This is a genomic window from Corynebacterium casei LMG S-19264, assembly GCF_000550785.1.
Classification (GTDB): Bacteria; Actinomycetota; Actinomycetes; order Mycobacteriales; family Mycobacteriaceae; genus Corynebacterium; species Corynebacterium casei.
Genome location: NZ_CP004350.1, coordinates 1,246,633 through 1,260,579, shown reverse-complemented (window position 1 = coordinate 1,260,579; position 13,947 = coordinate 1,246,633). Strand labels below are relative to the sequence as shown.

The 13,947-nt window shown below is 55.1% G+C and carries 12 protein-coding genes and 1 pseudogene; 6 read left to right on the top strand and 7 right to left on the bottom strand.

Going from position 1 to position 13,947, the window contains the following annotated elements:
• Positions 1–290: 290 nt before the first annotated feature.
• The 3 genes from mutM to CCASEI_RS05800 are packed head-to-tail and all read right to left on the bottom strand — an operon-like array spanning position 291 to position 2,359.
• Positions 291–1,091 (bottom strand): bifunctional DNA-formamidopyrimidine glycosylase/DNA-(apurinic or apyrimidinic site) lyase, encoded by an 801-nt coding sequence (gene mutM / locus CCASEI_RS05810; RefSeq protein ID WP_006821673.1) that lies wholly within the window; start codon positions 1,089–1,091, stop codon positions 291–293.
• 21 nt (positions 1,092–1,112) lie between these two features.
• Complete coding sequence (gene rnc / locus CCASEI_RS05805; protein ID WP_006821672.1) at positions 1,113–1,847, bottom strand: ribonuclease III; 735 nt, start codon at positions 1,845–1,847, stop codon at positions 1,113–1,115.
• Entirely contained in the window at positions 1,844–2,359 is a 516-nt protein-coding gene (locus CCASEI_RS05800; RefSeq protein ID WP_006821671.1) for a YceD family protein, read from the bottom strand. The genes rnc and CCASEI_RS05800 overlap by 4 nt, the downstream gene beginning before the upstream one ends.
• A gap of 127 nt (positions 2,360–2,486) precedes the next feature.
• Between CCASEI_RS05800 and CCASEI_RS05795 the strand changes: the two genes are divergently transcribed.
• Complete coding sequence (locus tag CCASEI_RS05795; RefSeq protein ID WP_006821670.1) at positions 2,487–2,984, top strand: hypothetical protein; 498 nt, start codon at positions 2,487–2,489, stop codon at positions 2,982–2,984.
• A 48-nt stretch (positions 2,985–3,032) separates the two neighbouring features.
• Here the strand turns inward: CCASEI_RS05795 and CCASEI_RS05790 are convergent, their stop codons facing one another.
• Positions 3,033–3,734, bottom strand: a complete 702-nt coding sequence (locus CCASEI_RS05790; protein WP_006821669.1) for a DivIVA domain-containing protein — start codon at positions 3,732–3,734, stop codon at positions 3,033–3,035.
• 132 nt (positions 3,735–3,866) lie between these two features.
• Entirely contained in the window at positions 3,867–5,207 is a 1,341-nt protein-coding gene (gene gdhA / locus CCASEI_RS05785; RefSeq protein ID WP_006821668.1) for an NADP-specific glutamate dehydrogenase, read from the bottom strand.
• A 188-nt stretch (positions 5,208–5,395) separates the two neighbouring features.
• Here gdhA and CCASEI_RS05780 point away from each other — a divergent pair, with 188 nt between their 5' ends.
• Entirely contained in the window at positions 5,396–6,523 is a 1,128-nt protein-coding gene (locus tag CCASEI_RS05780; protein WP_025387439.1) for a glycerate kinase, read from the top strand.
• Between the two features lie 14 nt (positions 6,524–6,537).
• On the opposite strand, the gene CCASEI_RS05775 is transcribed toward CCASEI_RS05780, so the two are convergent.
• Positions 6,538–6,936: a hypothetical protein gene (locus tag CCASEI_RS05775; RefSeq protein WP_006821666.1), complete on the bottom strand. Its 399-nt coding sequence runs from the start codon at positions 6,934–6,936 to the stop codon at positions 6,538–6,540.
• 34 nt (positions 6,937–6,970) lie between these two features.
• Between CCASEI_RS05775 and CCASEI_RS05770 the strand changes: the two genes are divergently transcribed.
• The 4 genes from CCASEI_RS05770 to CCASEI_RS05755 all read left to right on the top strand — a co-directional run bounded on the left by CCASEI_RS05770 (position 6,971) and on the right by CCASEI_RS05755 (position 13,273).
• A complete protein-coding gene (locus tag CCASEI_RS05770; protein ID WP_006821665.1) occupies positions 6,971–8,179 on the top strand; it encodes an amidohydrolase in 1,209 nt (402 codons plus the stop codon).
• Between the two features lie 139 nt (positions 8,180–8,318).
• On the top strand, positions 8,319–10,811 hold the full coding sequence (locus CCASEI_RS05765; RefSeq protein ID WP_006821664.1) for a glycogen/starch/alpha-glucan phosphorylase: 2,493 nt from the start codon (positions 8,319–8,321) through the stop codon (positions 10,809–10,811).
• A gap of 69 nt (positions 10,812–10,880) precedes the next feature.
• The gene (locus CCASEI_RS05760; protein WP_006821663.1) at positions 10,881–11,972 is read left to right on the top strand and encodes a PrpF domain-containing protein; all 1,092 of its coding nucleotides are present in this window, start codon (positions 10,881–10,883) and stop codon (positions 11,970–11,972) included.
• 194 nt (positions 11,973–12,166) lie between these two features.
• Positions 12,167–13,273: an HNH endonuclease signature motif containing protein gene (locus tag CCASEI_RS05755; protein WP_006821661.1), complete on the top strand. Its 1,107-nt coding sequence runs from the start codon at positions 12,167–12,169 to the stop codon at positions 13,271–13,273.
• On the opposite strand, the pseudogene CCASEI_RS05750 reads toward CCASEI_RS05755, so the two are convergent.
• A pseudogene (locus CCASEI_RS05750) lies at positions 13,262–13,882 on the bottom strand (copper homeostasis protein CutC); the annotation flags it as partial. The gene CCASEI_RS05755 and the pseudogene CCASEI_RS05750 overlap by 12 nt on opposite strands.
• Positions 13,883–13,947 lie beyond the last annotated feature (65 nt).

Here is a 13,947-nt window from a genome sequence, read left to right as displayed (position 1 = left end):
CCTAAGTTTTTCACTTTCCCGGACAGGCAATGCTTCCAGAATCAAAACCATTCACACCAGTCGCCCCTCTGCCAAGTTCGCAGCATTGGAGGCTTTGGCTACAGTATCCAGAGGTACTAGCTTGCCGATACCCCACCGGACTCATCCCGCTTCCCACAGTGACAAATATCGCCCTGAAGATTTTTACATCTTTTCCCGCAAATGACAAGAATATGATTTGTAGCACTAATCCACTAAAGGGGGTGCTGAATTAAAACGGGTGATCTCGCTTTTACATTTGTCGGAAGGTCCTAGTACTGGCAAGCAGGACAAAAATGCGAGGAGCGCGCATTCAAGATGACGCGAGCGATGGGAGTTCCGCAGTCGTCGCAAGGTTCATCGGTGCGGCCGTAGGCATGTAAGGATCGGGCAAAGTACCCGGATTCACCGTTGACATTGACATACAGTGAGTCAAAGCTGGTGCCGCCCTGCGCGAGGGCCTCAGTCATCACAGCAGCGGCAGCCTCATAAATCGCGATGGCTTCGCGTTGCAGTAAGCGGTTGGCTTTGCGCAGTGGAGATACTTTGGCACGCCACAGTGCTTCATCGGCGTAGATATTGCCGATACCAGAGGCAATTGTTTGGTCCAGCAGCGCGGTCTTCACGTGTGTCTTTTTGGTCCGCAGCTTGCGCGCCGCGGCGACAATATCGAAGTCCGGGCTCAGTGGATCGTGGCCAATATGGTCAATCTTTGACAAGGGTGCTGCGAGCCAATAGCCGAAAGTGCGCTGGTCAATAAAGCTTAGATCCACCCCATCGGTGAGATGGCTGCGGATGCGCACGTGCTTGGAATCAGTATGACCAATTCGAAGTTGCCCCGACATCCCTAGGTGCACGAAGAGGACATCGTCTTCCCCATTGAGCTCACACCACAAGTATTTACCCCGACGCGCAAGGCCGCTAATAACGCGACCTTTTAGGAGAGCACCAAGTGGTGCGTCCTGTCCCCGATTCGCACGCGGATGTAGAACCTCCACTGCCTCGAAGGCACGACCAACGACGTGAGGTTCTAGTCCACGGCGGACTACTTCAACTTCAGGTAACTCAGGCATAAGAGATTGCTTTAAGTAGCACTACTTCACGCGAATGATCAGCGAAGCCTTTTCAGCAGCATGCTGCTCAGCCTGCTTCTTGTTTGGGCCCATGCCTTCACCGAGCAATTGCCCTTCGACAAATACCTGAGCGGAGAACAACTGATCATGCTCAGGACCGGTCGATGTGGCGGTGTACTCCGGCATCGGCATCTTGCGCTCCGCGCACAGCTCCTGCAGGGTGGTCTTCCAGTCCATGTGGTTACTGGTGGACACAGCAGCTTCCAGCTTCTCAGCAAAGAGGTTCAAAATGACGCCACGCGCAGTCTCAAATTCGTACTGCAGGTAGATAGCGCCAAACAGCGCCTCCATGGTGTCCGAAAGGATGGAATCCTTCTCACGCCCCTTGGAGTTATGCTCACCTTTGCCCAGCAAAATGTAGGCACCGAGCCCGATTTCACGCGCAACGTCAGAAAGCCCATAACGGGAGACGATGGATGCGCGCATCTTCGAAATGTCAGACTCGGGGCGCATTGGGAACTTCTCATACAGCCGGGCTGCAATCGACAAACCCAGAACAGCGTCGCCGAGGAACTCAAGGCGCTCATTGTTCGGCAGATGCCCATGCTCATTCGCGAAAGAACGGTGGGTCAATGCCAAGCGCAGGTAGTGCTCGTTGATATCCACACCCAAGCTCTTGAGTAGCGGAGCCTTATCAACCGCGGCGTAGGCCTCTTCTAAGGCCTGCTCACCGCTAATCTTCTTTTTCCTACTCACAAGAACTTCTCCAAGCCGGACCAGCGTGGATCAACGCGCTCTTCTTCCTCCCCGGATACGCCAACTTCAACGCCTTCTGGAGTGTTGATGTCGCAGCCGCCCTCACACGTTGGTGCGAAAGGCAGGACTACTCCGGCTTCATCGATGACGGTCTGAAGCAAATCAATCTCATCGCCGACTACCGATGGAACATCATCCTCTTCATCAGCGGGATCACCAGTGATGAAGCCTTCACTGATGGCAAAGACCTGGTTGACTTGGAGATCGAATGGGCGCTGCAAAGGCTTGAGGCAGCGTGCACATTCGCCGTCCAAAGTGCCGGTGATACGTGCATCAACCATTAGTCCTTCACCCAGTGGGGTCAGGTCAGCGTTAACAGTAATTTCGCTTCCCTTTGGAACCGCAATCATTTCCAAGCCAATGCGCTCGGGCGCGGGACCAGTCTGTTCGCGTTGTTCAAAAGTGTTGGCACGCAACAGTTGTGCCACGTTGAATTTCAGTGGAGAGTTCATAACATCCTTAAGCCTACCCTGGATTCTGTACTTCACCTGTCTAGGAGGTCACAATGCTCTATGTACAGGTGATATAGGCGTTTGTCGGCTTTATTTCTTAACCAATTTCGCTCTAGGATTGCTAAACATGAATGGTCAGGATTTAAGTGCGACACCACTGATTTTTGGGTCGCTGCTCCCCGCGGCAATCCTGATCATTGTCAGTTTTATCTTGGGCCGGATTTCCAAACGCAGGTTCCGGCACGCCATCAATAGCGACGGCGTGAACCAAAAAGGCGTTGTGCGCTGGTCAGTCATTTCTGGGCTGGTCATTTTTGTACTCACGTTATTCCCATTGCCCAATGACATCGCCATCATGGTCATAGCCTTGGTATTTTCTCTGGCTACCGCTGCCATTACCTTCTATGCACGCAACATGGTCGCCACAGCGCTGCTCAGTGTCGCCATTATCGGCGGCATCATCAGCGCCGGCACTGCCTTAAACGCACTGGCCACTGATTCACTCAATCAATTTCAACAACTCGGTCTGGTTTTGTCCACCTGGCCAATTCTCGCAGGACCTGCCTTCGTCGCAGCCGCGATTTCGGCGGCGTTGAGTGCCTCTGCAAAATCCCCCTCCTACTAAGTATCTGCACGCTTAACGGCAGCACTCAGTAGGAGTAATGAATATGTGTTACTCGCGCTCGTAAGAGGAGTAACCGCCGCGGGCAGCACGGCTACCGGAAGCGCCAGCACCACGGCGCAGCGCTGCGCGGTCAGAATTTACGGTTCGCAAGATGCCAGTTAGTGACTCTTCGAATTCACCAAGCTTGGAATCCACAAATTCATCGCACTCATTGCGCAGACGATTGGATTCTGAGTGTGCGGAGTCAACAATGCGGTTGGCTTCTTCATTGGCGCGGCGAACAACCTCAGACTCAGAGACCAGACGCTCTTGCTCAGCGTGGCCTTCTGCAACGGAACGCTCATAAGACTCGTTGCCCTTGGCAACGGTGCGCTCTGCCTCGGCACGTGCGCCTTCAACAATGCTTGCAGCCTTATCCTGAGCCTGACCGATGGCGGTGGTTGCGCGGTGGTTCGCGTCATCAATCATCGCCTGGGAATCAGCCTCAGCGCGGCCGATGGTTTCATCAGCCTGTGCTTCAGCATCAGCAATAGTTTGTGATGCGCGCTCTTCTGCCGCACGGATAATTTCGTCCTGGTTATCCAGAACGTCTTGTGCGTCATCCAGTTCTACAGGAATGGCATTACGCATTTCATCGAGCAGTGCCAACATTTCATTTCGTGGCACCATGCAGTTGGAGGTCATGGGAACACCCATGGCCTGTTCGAGGTGGTTGACCAGCTGATCCATGCTTTCAAATACGCGGTACATGGGAGCCAAGTATATATAAACTTCAACTTTAGGTTCATCTCCCACGCCACAACCCACCTGAAGTCTCGCCGCGGGCGAATTTACAGGTGGGTTGGAGGGAGAATATCCAGGCCATAGGCCTAGAAAAAGTGCTTAGATGACACCCTGCGCGAGCATGGCATCTGCAACCTTCTTGAAGCCAGCGATGTTTGCGCCAGCAACGTAGTCACCTTCACGGTCGTATTCAGATGCCGTGGTGGAGATGTTGACGAAAATGCGGGTCATAATCTGCTTCAGACGCTCATCGGTGTACGCGAAGGACCAGGAATCGCGTGATGCGTTCTGCTGCATTTCCAGCGCGGAGGTTGCAACGCCGCCGGCGTTTGCTGCCTTACCCGGAGCAAATGCGATGTTTGCGGACTGGAAGACGTGAACTGCATCTGGGGTGCTTGGCATGTTCGCACCTTCAGCTACGTAGCGAACACCGTTCTTCTTCAGCAGCTCAGCAGATTCGCCGTCGAGCTCGTTCTGGGTCGCACAAGGAAGAGCAACGTCTGCTTCAACTTCCCAGATGTTTCCACCCTCAACGAACTTCACGCCAGCTTCCTCGGCGTAGGTGTTGATGCGCTCACGACGGTTTTCCTTGATGTCCTTCAACAGGTCTACGTCAACACCGTCTGGGGTGTAGATATAGCCAGAAGAGTCAGACATTGCCACCACGGTCGCACCGTGTTCCTGAGCCTTCGCCGCAGCGTAGATTGCAACGTTGCCAGAGCCGGAAACAATGACCTTCGCGCCGCTAAGAGATTCACCGTGGGTGCGCATCATTTCAGCTACCAGGTAGACGGTGCCGTAGCCGGTTGCCTCGGTACGAACCAAGGAACCGCCCCAGGTCAGACCCTTGCCGGTGAGAACACCGGACTCATGCTGGTTGGCAAGACGACGGTATTGGCCAAAGAGGTAGCCGATTTCGCGGCCGCCAACGCCGATATCGCCGGCAGGCACGTCGCGGTACTCGCCGATGTGGCGATGCAGCTCAGTCATGAAGGATTGGCAGAAGCACATGATTTCCAGCTCAGACTTACCCTTTGGGTCGAAGTCGGAGCCGCCCTTGCCGCCGCCGATTGGAAGACCGGTCAGAGAGTTCTTGAAAATCTGCTCAAAGCCCAAGAACTTGATGATGCCAAGATTGACGGATGGGTGGAAGCGCAGGCCACCCTTGTATGGGCCGAGTGCGGAATTGAATTGCACGCGGAAGCCGCGGTTTACGCGGACCTGGCCGTTGTCATCGATCCAAGGAACGCGGAAGATGAGCTGGCGTTCTGGTTCACACAGACGCTCCACCAGGCCGTAATCAGCGTAGTGAGGGTCTTTTCCCAAAACAACCTTGAGCGAGTCCAAGACTTCTGAGACTGCTTGGTGGAATTCTGGTTCTCCGGCATTGCGCTTGAGAAGCTTGTCGTAATACTCAGAAATCGTGTTATCTACGGTCACTTTGGGCTCTTTCCTTCGTGTCTTAAAGGCACTGTTCCTTATTCTTCGATGCCCTCTCTAAAAGGCAACTGCCAAACCATTTATATCGGTTAATAGAAACAAATTTACCTATTGCTCAACCAATATGGCAAGTGTCAAAGGTAAACGAGCATATTTGGGCGCGAGATTCAACAGTTATAATCAACCGCATGCTCATTGTTGTCGCCCCAGATTCGTTCAAATCCACAGCCACCGCCTCCGAGGCGGCCCGCGGTATCGCTCAAGGTGTCGCAGAGGTGCTTCCCGATGCCACCATCAAGCAGCTGCCGATGGCCGACGGCGGCGAGGGCACCGCTGAAGTAGTCGCGCAGACTTTAGCAGCGTCGAAGTCATCCCCCGCAGTTGAGAAGGTTGAGATTCCCTCCACTGACGCGCGCGGAAGACTGATTTCTGCGTCTTATTTCCTGCATGAAAAGACTGCCTACATTGATGTTGCTGCAGCGTCGGGTTTGCCCGCCGTGGAAGACGACAAGGACGCCCTGCATGCCGATTCCTACGGCACGGGAGTATTGATTGCGGACGCCGAATCTCGCGGGGCAACCCACATTGTTTTGGGCCTGGGCGGTTCGGCCACCGTGGACGGCGGTATGGGAATTATCACTGCTTTGGGCGGTGCCCCGATGGATGATCGCGGCTATCCGCTGCCCAAAGGCGGCGCCCCTTTGGTCATGTTGGATTCCATTGATACGGCACAGCTCAACATAAAGGCGGCGGGTCTGAAGTTCACTTTGTTGGGTGATACCACCTGCCCGCCATTGCATGCAGCCAGCATGTACGGCCCACAAAAGGGCGCCTCGGATCAGTATGTTCCACTGCTCACCGGTGCGCTGATGAAACTGTGTGAGGTCACGGGCATCGACGTGGAACGCGAGGGTTTTGGTGCCGCAGGTGCGACTCCTGTCGGCATGACCTGGTTGTCAGCACTACTTTACGGCTCTGAGTCCAACATTGAGTTGCAGCCCGGCGCGCAGTTTGTAGCAGAACTGCTTGGGCTGCGGGCCGCGCTCGAAGAAGCACAGGCCGCAGGCGAGCAGGCATTGATTATTACCGGCGAGGGCGCCTTTGATGAGCAGTCTCTCACCGGCAAGGTCGTGGGCACCATCGCGGATATCGCTGACGCTTCAGGCGCAAGCCTCGGCATCGTCGCCGGACGCTTGGACTCCCCAGTTCCCGAAGGTGCACTATCCGCGCAGTTGTCACAAAACGGCCGGATGCACGATCAGCTCAAAGAAGCTGGCCGTGCAATCGCGGAAGGCCTCAGAGGCGCATCGCGGTAAAAGCAATATTGCTTTTACTGGCTGACAGCGAGGGTCCAGGGGAAGATGGCAGGAAGCTCGTGCGCTTCCTCGTCTTCCAAAAGCACCCAGTCCTTAGGAAGAACCGCATGTGGAGTCAGTAGACGTCCGAGGACCATACCTAGCTCATTGAGGGAGCCTTTAACGCCTTCGAGCTTAATGAGGTAGCGGTATACCTCGGCATCTTCTAGGTCGTGATCTTCGTGTTCATCGCGGTAGGTCTGTCGAAGCTGTTCTTCCAAGCCTTCTTGCAGGCGTGGGGTATCGTTGATTTCTACCTGTGCGGAATCAATACGTTCTGCTGTGACCAGGCGGTTTAGCGCTTCATCGAAGACTTCGCCAACGCGCTTGGCTTGAGCGTGTGGAACCAAAACATCAAACTGAATAAGTGGCATAAAAGTAAGCGTACCCTAACTAAAAAGATGGATCATGAATCAGTCGAATTCTATTTCTCAACTCCTAGCTTCTCACAGTGCCGACCTGGATTGGCAGCGTGAATTTTATGAGGATCTTCACCGTCATCCAGAGCTGAGCCACCACGAGGAGCGCACAGCGTCGAAGATTGAGGCGAAGCTGGCGGAGTTTGATTGTGAACTGGTCACCGGTATCGGTGGCTTTGGCATTGCTGCTATTTTCCGTTCTCCTGATGAGGGTCCAACGGTGTTGATGCGCGCTGATTTTGATGCCCTTCCGGTAGTTGAACAGACTGGGGTGGATTTCGCCTCAATGAATGGCAATATGCATGCGTGTGGTCATGACATGCACGCAACCGCACTGTTGGGCGCCTGCGCAATAATTAATTCCTTGCGTGGTAAGTGGTCAGGAACGTTCATCGCGTTGTTCCAGCCGGCAGAGGAGACTTCGGATGGCGCAAAGCGCATGCTTGCCGATGGCCTCATTAGCCTCATCCCCCGCCCCGATGTCTGCTTGGCGCAGCACATCATGCCCGGCCCAGCTGGCCAGGTGCAGACCGCCGCGGGCCCAATTATGGCCGGCTGTGATTCTATTCGCATTCGCATTGCGGGCCGCTCTGCGCATGCCTCCATGCCTGATAAATCCATCGATCCGACACTGATTGCAGCGATGATCGTGGTGCGCTTGCAAGCGATTGTGGGCCGCGAGGTTCCTCCCGGTGAATTCTTTGTCATCTCCGTCGGCGAATTACATTCCGGCGATAAGAACAACATCATTCCCGACTCCGCAGAGCTGGTTCTCAACACGCGCTACTACGATCCCGCGTTGGCCGAGCGCGTATACGCAGCGTTGCACCGCGTGGTGGAGGCGGAATGTGCGGCATCGGCAAGCCCTGCGCAACCTACCTTTGAGTACTTTGCCCACGGCGAAGTTACTGACAACGACCCTGCCACGGCCATAGCCGTGCGTGCAACCTTCGACGATGTCTTTAGCGACAATGTCATCGATGCCAAGCCCTCAACTGCCTCCGAGGACTTCTGCTACCTCCCGCAGGCCTGGGGCGTGCCCTATTACTTCTGGCTCGTCGGCTCCACTCCGGAAGAACTGCTGGACAACCCACCGGTCAACCACCAATCCAACTTCATCCCGGATTTCGAGCCAACCTGCCACTCCTCCACCCAAGCTGGCGCCGCTGCAGTCTTAAGCTTCTTGGCCAAAGCCTAAAATCTGGGTTCCCCACCCCATGGCGAAATGGGAAGCTTGCTCACCTTAAACTCCACTTTCCCAGCAACGCGTGAGTTTTTCAATTAGGCTTCAAGCGGTTACACCTTAGGAACCCTAGTCATAAGGAAGTCTCACGTTCATGAATACCTCACGCTTTGAACGATCTTTGCCTGGTCACATCCGTGCTGCCGCTGGCGTCTCCCCATCCTCCGCCACCAACCGCAAGGCCTGGTCTGGCTTGTCCTCGGCCGTTATGGAGCAAATCGCCGATGACTGGGAGAAGACCAAAGAGGCTTATGTCAAGGGCCGTCAGCAACACTACTTTTCCGCAGAATTCCTGCAAGGCCGCGCGTTGCTGAACAACCTCACCAACTTAGGTCTTGTTGAGCAGGCTAAAGAAGCCATGGATGGCACGGGCCACGAGCTTGTCGATGTCCTTGAAGCCGAACACGATGCCGCCTTGGGCAATGGCGGCCTGGGCCGTCTGGCTGCGTGCTTCCTCGATTCTGCTGTCACCCAGGACTACCCGGTCACTGGTTATGGTCTGCTCTACCGCTACGGACTTTTCCGTCAGTCCTTTGACAATGGTTTCCAGAAGGAAGAGCCAGATGCGTGGATGGAAAACGGCTATGACTTCATTGTCCGCCGCGCATCTGAGCAGTGGCGCGTGCATTTTGATGACATGGAAGTCCGCGCAATTCCTTATGACATGCCGATTACCGGCTACGGCACCTCCAACGTGGGCACGCTGCGCCTGTGGAAGGCCGAGCCGATTGATGAGTTCGACTATGACGCGTTTAATTCCCAGCGCTTTACCGAAGCGATTGTGGAGCGCGAAAAGGTCATGGATATCTGCCGCGTGCTGTATCCGAATGACACCACCTATGAAGGCAAGGTGCTGCGCGTGCGCCAGCAGTATTTCTTTGTCTCAGCCTCCCTGCAGGAGATGATTAATAGCTTCCTCAAGCACCACGGTGATGACCTGACGAAGTTTGATGACTTCAATTCCATTCAGCTCAACGACACACACCCGGTGCTGGCTATCCCTGAGCTGCTGCGCATCTTGTTGGATGAGCACGGCATGGGCTGGGATGAGGCGTGGAAGGTTGTCACCAACACCTTCGCGTACACCAACCACACCACCTTGGCTGAGGCGCTGGAGACCTGGGAAGTATCCATCTTCCAGAAACTATTCTGGCGACTGTGGGAGCTCATCGCTGAGATTGACCGCCGTTTCCGTGAGGACATGGCGCAGCGCGGTCTGGACCAGCAGCGCATTGAATACATGGCGCCGGTCTCTAATGGTTATGTGCACATGGCGTGGATTGCGTCTTATGCCGCCTACTCCATCAACGGCGTAGCCGCCTTGCACACCGAAATCATCAAGGCTGACACCTTGAGTGAATGGCATGAAATGTGGCCGGAGAAGTTCAACAACAAGACTAACGGTGTGACTCCACGCCGCTGGGTGGACATGTGCAACCCGGGTCTTTCGGCTTTGCTCACGCGCCTTTCCGGTTCAGATTCTTGGGTCACCAACCTGGGTGAGCTCAAAGAACTGCGCAAGTATGCCGATGATGACGCAGTGATGAATGAGCTAATGAGCATCAAGAAGGCCAACAAGGCTGACTTCGCTACTTGGATTCACAACCACCAGGGTGCAGAAATTAACCCTGACACCATCTTTGATGTGCAGATCAAGCGCCTGCATGAGTACAAGCGTCAGTTGATGAACGCGCTCTATATTCTGGACGTCTACTTCCGCATCACCGAAGACGGCGAGGAAGTACCCCCACGCACCTTCATCTTCGGTGCGAAGGCCGCGCCTGGCTATGTCCGCGCAAAGGCGATTATCAAGTTGATTAACACCATCGCTGACCTGGTCAATAATGACGAACGTACCCGCGACATCATCCGCGTGGTCTTCGTGGAAAACTACAATGTCTCCCCCGCTGAGCACATCATTCCTGCCGCAGATATCTCTGAGCAGATCTCCACCGCCGGTAAGGAAGCTTCCGGTACGTCCAACATGAAGTTCATGATGAACGGCGCTCTGACCTTGGGCACTCTGGACGGCGCCAACGTGGAAATCGTGGAATCCGTGGGCGAGGAAAACGCCTACATATTCGGCGCTAAGAATGAGGAACTTCCGGGACTGAAGGAAACCTACAATCCTGGTGAGCTCTACAGTTCTGTGCCGGGTCTCTCCCGCGTTCTGGACGCACTGACCAACGGCACCTTGGGTTCTGAAAACACCGGCGTCTTTGGCGAAATCCGCTCCAGCTTGCTCGACGGCTTCGGACCTCACGCGGAAGACACTTACTACGTCCTCGGCGACTTCGCGGACTACCGCGAGACCCGTGACCGTATGGCCAATGACTACGTCAATGATGAACTGTCTTGGGCTCGCAAGTGCTGGATCAATATCTGCGAATCCGGCCGCTTCTCCTCAGACCGCACCATCGCCGACTATGCGCAGGATGTGTGGAAGATTAAGCCAACCCCTATCGCTTCCGCACCAGCTGCTGCCAAAGCCGACAAGCCTGCGGCCAAGAAACCAGCCAAGACCGCCGCCGATAAGAAGGCAAAGCGTGCGAAGGCTACTAAGACGGTTCCTCCGAAGACTTCTTAGTTCAGAGTTAAAAATTCCACATACCAAAGCGTCCAAATGACGTGATGTTCACCACTAGTCTTAGTGTGTATGACGGAATGGATTAACGCGTGCTTCATTCGTGGCGGCACTAGCAAAGGCCTCTTTTTCAACGCAGCAGACCTCCCAGCTGACAAAGCTGAGAGAGATGCTGCGATATGTGTTTTCATTGGCTCCCCTGATACACACGGCCGCCAGCTCAACGGCATGGGCGGCGGAATTTCCTCGCTGTCTAAAGTCATGCTGGTCTCAGCCAGCACTCGCGAGGGATTCGACTTGGACTACACCTTTGGCCAAGTTGAGGTCGGAGTTGAGCACATCGACTACTCCGGCAACTGCGGCAATCTTTCCTCCGGCGTTGTGCCATTCGCGCTGGAGGCCGGCATCATTGACGCCCCTGATGGCACGCATGAATTCACCTTGTTCAACACGAACACCTCCAAAACGGTCAAAAGCACCCTGGAGGTTGTCGATGGCCGCGCCGCCACAACCGGAGATGTGGAAATCCCCGGGGTTTCTGGCACGGGCTCAGCCATCACGTTGAGCTATCCGCAACCAGCCGGCAGCCGCACTTCCGGGCTTTTGCCCACGGGTTCCGCGACCGATGTTTTAGGTGGCGATGGCACTCCGATCACTGTGTCCTTGGTGGATTCCACCTTGCCGGTGGTCATCGTGCGCGCTGAAGATGTTGGACTCAGCGGAGCTGAGCTACCCGGTGAGATTGATGCCAATAAACCGGTGAAGTCGCTTCTGGAACGCCTGCGTCAAGCGGGTGCCGCCGCCATGGGCTTTAGCAAATGTCCTGAAGTAGTTCCCAAGATTGCCGTTATTGCTCCCGCACAAGATTCCACCACCTTGGACGGCGCCGTTTTGGAAGCAGACTCGGTGGACATCATGGTGCGCATGATCTCCATGGGCAAGGCGCACCTGGCGATCCCTGGGACCGGCGCCATGTGTTTGGCTGCAGCAGCTGCGACTCCTGGCACGCTAGTTGCCGAAATCGCCGGAGTGAAAAATACCGTTCGCCTTGGTACCCCATCCGGCGCGGTTATCGCCGCTGCCGAATACAAGGATGCCGAATTAGCCTTCACATCTCTTATCCGGACTGCCCGCGTGCTTATGCGCGGACAGGTTCCGCTCTAAAGAATTCTGGCGTTCTGAAAACTTCTTAGGCAAACCCCGAAAGCACCGCACCACAATGGATTTTCGGACCAATTGGGCTCCCGCAGCACATCTTTGGATAACTTGCCCTGTTGAGTGACGTGTCAACGTAGTTATCCACAGCTTTTCAGACTTGCTCTGTTGCGGGGTTGCGCTTTCGGTTTAGCGTCGAAGTCATGAAAAACTACAAAGCATTCATACGACAAGCCACCCAGGCGGTGAGCGTTTTAAGAGACATGGCGGAACTATCCGTTTATGACATGGCCGCCGATGACATGGCGTTAAAGACGGCGAGAAAGTACGCCAAGTTAGCGGATGTCTTCTTCGGCTCCACCGACTCACCACGCCTTCAGCACGAGTCCGTAGCACTCGCCGAAGAGCGCGGGTTGAGTATGGAGCGCCTTCAGATGATTGATAGTCACGCTCAGAAGTTAAAGAAAAAGCGCGGTGCCGCCTGGAAACTCCGTGCTGAGTTAATTGCACATGAGGGCACTTATGAAGAAGTCAATGCTCTGGGCAACCAGCGCGTCGACGGACTCGTTGGTGACAAACCAAAAGAACCCGGTATGCGTATAAGCCGCCCGAAAAATGGCATGGTCACTATGAGCATCACCGATACTCAACGTCGCATCATCGACTTTGAGAAGACCCTTGATGCCATAGAGACCTCATCAGAGCCGAGGTCGAAGGCACTGTTAGAAGCGTTTTGGAAACATATCGATGGTGGCGGTGGTGTGCTCAAACCCGAATACCGCACTGTTATTGCTATTGGTTTGGATCAATCCGCAACGATTATTCGCGGCGAAGGCGACGAATCCATCATCGGCGCCTCCGACGGCACGACGATGACTGGAGCCGAAATCGTTAACCTTGCGATGTCCGGCGCCCTTGGCGACAAGATTTACGCCGGACTCTTCCACCCCACCGCCGGACCAGTCAATCTCTACGAAGCGCGGTTCGCGTCAGGCAAACAGCGAATCTTGGCCATCGCAGAAAACCTGGTGTGCCCATGGCCAGACTGCAAAGTACCGGCAGACCGATGCCTGGTCCACCACATCGACGCGCATAAGAACGGCGGCCAGACGAACCCGTCAAATCTGTCCGCGCTGTGTGCTTACCACAACGGTGTCAACGACGACGGCGCCCGGGCAAGGCGCCGCGAGAAAAATCGAGGTCGGATGATGAGCCACCGCAGCAAGGTCAAGCTTGTTACCTCAGGTAGAAACCTGCTGGGCAACACACATGAGCTAAGCACGGTGGGAGCTATGGATTTAATCAAATAGCCTAGGTTTCTCGGTCAGCTCAACCCAGCGAGCCACTGCCTTCGGGTCAATGCGCTCATCGAAGCTGCCGTTGAGCCGCGCTGCTGAGCCAATATGAAAATTCCTGATACCCGCTGCTGTGAAGCGCGGCACGAACTCAGCTTTTAATCCACCACCGGCCAGGATCAGCTCGGGGGTCGCTTTGGCGCGGGCAAGTAAGGTTTCAATCCCCTCTCCTACACCGAGTGGGCTTCCGGCGGTCAGGACATGCCGTGGTGGATGTTCTAGGGCCAGCAACGTTTCCCTCGCGCCTTGTGCTGCATAGTCAATCGCACGATGAAACGTGTAGTCCATCCCTGGAGCCGTGGAACTCAGGATGTCTTCTAGGACCGCAATGTCGATCTGTGAATCTGGCGTGAGAAATCCTAGGACCACACCTGCCGCGCCCGGGTCTGCGTACTGCACGGCAAGCTGTTTAAGCTGTTCAACCTCATTCGCGTTGGTGGCAAATCCGTCGCTAAGGCGCAGCATCGACCGCACTGGGATGTTTACCGCTGTAACGACGTCTGCAGCCAGCGCCGGTGAGGGTGACAGTCCATCTTTGTCGATGGTGCCCACGAGCTCTAATTGGTGTGCGCCACCTTCTTAGGCCTTGCGGGCATCATCGACGTTGAGCGCAATGACCTCAAGCATGA